Consider the following 2,779-nt stretch of genomic DNA (forward strand, 5'->3'; position numbering starts at 1 on the left):
CGCACAAACTCCGCCTTGACGAACGTGCCCTTCCCCGCCTGCAAGGTCAGATCGCCGCCGGTCATGGTGTAGTCCTGACCCGCGCGGTTCTCGTCGACGTAGGTCAGCCCTACCCCAACATGGTCGCCGAACCATTGCTTGCCGCGAAAACCGACAGTTGCGTTGTCGTCGTCGAAATCCGACGGCAACCACTCATAGTCGACCACCAGTCGTTGCTCGAGTCCGCTCAAGGGCGCATCACGCGTCAAGGTCGGAATGTTCTGGCGGGTCACCTGCGCCAGCGGCCGGGTCAACAGGATGCGGCCCTGCAGCGCGTCGATTTCATAGTCGGCGCCGCGCTGGAGCGGGATGCGCTTCTCCAGTCGGCCAGTGCTCAGGTCGCGCACTTCCAGCACGACGATGTCCGAGCCCGGAAGAATATCGGTATGCCGCAGGTAGTACAGACTGCCGCCGGTACCGATAAACTCGTTATGTCCTGGCGCGGTCTCGGCCTGCGAGCCGAAGGCGCGCAGTTCGGTCGACGGGTCGCCCCAGGCGTTGATGCCGCGCGAGCGCCAGTTGAGCGCGGCGCCGTACAGCGAACGCACGTACTGGGCGTATTCGGTACCGGTAAAGCCGGTGGCATAGTTGCCCCACAGCGCCTGGTTCTTGTCCCAATCCATGCGCAGATAGAACCGCCCCATCGTATCGACGTCGCGATAGGTGGTGGAGTCATCGCCATACACCGGGTAATACAGATCCGGGTCCAGCCGACGGAAGATGTCGCGCGGATCGGCGCGGGTGAACCCATCGAACAGATGCTCGATATCGCGCTGCGTCGTATCCGCCTGCATCGTCAGCAGGTACTTGGCCCGCAGCTTGGCCTTACCGTAGAAGGCCAGACGCCCGTCGCTGATCACATCGTCCTGGTAACGACTGTCGACCGTGAACGGATCCACCGAACCGCTGATCTTGTTCTGCGCGACGGTGAGGTCGGCCAGACCCACACCGAAGAAATAGCGCCCGGTGACCTCGACGTCGAGCATCTCATGCTCGCCCGATTCCGCTCCGGCTTGACCGCCCCTCACACCTATGTCGAAGGAATGCCGACCCACGGGCACCAGGTACTCGGCGACAAACTTTCGCTCCATATCCACCGGGTAGCTATCGCCGTTGATGGTCAGCATCGCGTCCTGCGGCACGTTGCTGCCCTGGATACGGACCCTCGACCCATGGATCGGAATGTTCTGCTGGCGCAGACCGCTCCCCGAGAAAGCATGGTCCAGCAGGCTCTGATTCATCGCCTGCTCCAAAGTCAGCGCGGTACCCAGGCTCTCCTCGGCACTGTCGCGTACCTGCTGATTGCTGCGCGCCGCCTCGTCAGGCGTCATCAGCTGGATCGTGCCCGGATGGGTTTCGTCGTACGTCCCATCCGCACCATAAGCACGCAACACGTACACCAGTTCATCGCCCGTGCGGAACGGACGCGAACTCGGCAGCTCGCCCGCCCACTCGGCCTGCGCGACCGGCGCCACGTCCACCGGCACCGTGGCGATCGGATCGATCAGATCGCCGTCGCTGGATCGATAGACGATGATCTCGTAGCGATCGACGAAAGCAGTGTAGTTGCCGCGAACGTAGAACTGCACGGGCTTGAGGATGCGACCGTTCTCGAAAGCCACCACCGACGGAGCCGATGCAGCCAGTTCTGGCTGTCCGAGATTCGGATCTTCGGTCGCCCAAATCGCAGCGCCGCATGCCATCTCAATGGAAAACTTGCCCATTGCTTCGGCCTTGCCCGGCTGCTCCAGCGCCACCGTGACGCGCCGATCGGGTTGCAACGTCTCGGAAGAGGATTGCTCGGTCGTGCCGCTCGTCACCGGCCGGTCGTCGCTGCGGGTACGCAAGCGGAACAGCAGGCCTTCCTCGCCCGTGCAGCGCTCTTCCCCGCACTTCACTTCGCCGACCGCCTCATCGACGGCATCGCGACGGGTTTGATTCTCACCTGACACCTGCGCCGACGCAGACGATGCCATGCCGGCCATCAGGCTGATCAGGGTGCAGTCCAGCAGCTTCATGCGCATCTTCATGGCTGCGCTCCTTCACTGCGCTTCGCACCGACCACGGCGCTGGGATCGCTATTGACTTCCACACGGACCTGGGCGCGAACCTGTGGACTCAAACGCCTGGCCAGTGCGTCGTATACGGCTTGTGCCCGGCGCATGCCCAAGGCGGCGTTGTACTCGCGTGAACCACGAAGGTCGGCGTGGCCGATGATCGCCACCGCGCCGCCCCCCATCCGTTCCAGACCTGCCGCGATTCGGTCCAGCAAAGGCTCGAACTCGGGCTTGATCATGGAGCGGTCGGTGTCGAACAACACCGTACCCAACAAGGCGCCTCCCTCGTCCACCCCGACCACCAACGAGTTGGGGTCGTCGACCTGGGCGCGAACGCTGACCACCAAGCCCTGTGTCGCGTCCGCACCGAGCGAATCGATCAAGGCCTGCTTCACCGCCGTGGCGCGATCGAACGCAAGCTCGTGCTTGTCGCCGTTGGCGCTGATCACCACCTCTCCGCCGCGGTGCTCGCGCACTCGCTCGGCCATCTGCTCGATGACCGGTCGATAGCGTGGTCGGACTTCGGCGCTGCCAGGTGCGAAGAACACCTCGCCCAACACCATTTCCGCCAACCGCTCGCTCGCCGCACAGCGCTTGACGCCCCAGTCGAACCGCACCGGAAGCCCCGGCGTGATGCGGCGGACCAAGGGATTATCGGTGGTGAACTCGCTGCACGCCGCCAA

Annotated in this window: 1 protein-coding gene and 1 pseudogene; both read right to left on the minus strand. The window is 63.8% G+C overall.

Annotated features, from left to right (window positions below):
• Positions 1–2,069, minus strand: a pseudogene (locus EX88_RS0122705) (hypothetical protein); the annotation flags it as partial.
• The coding region (locus tag EX88_RS27275; protein ID WP_235186407.1) for an OmpA family protein at positions 2,066–2,779 on the minus strand (714 nt) is incomplete at its 5' end. The pseudogene EX88_RS0122705 and the gene EX88_RS27275, both read right to left, overlap by 4 nt.

Origin of the sequence: Lysobacter antibioticus (assembly GCF_000731095.1) — a bacterium.
GTDB classification, from domain to species: domain Bacteria; phylum Pseudomonadota; class Gammaproteobacteria; order Xanthomonadales; family Xanthomonadaceae; genus Lysobacter; species Lysobacter antibioticus_B.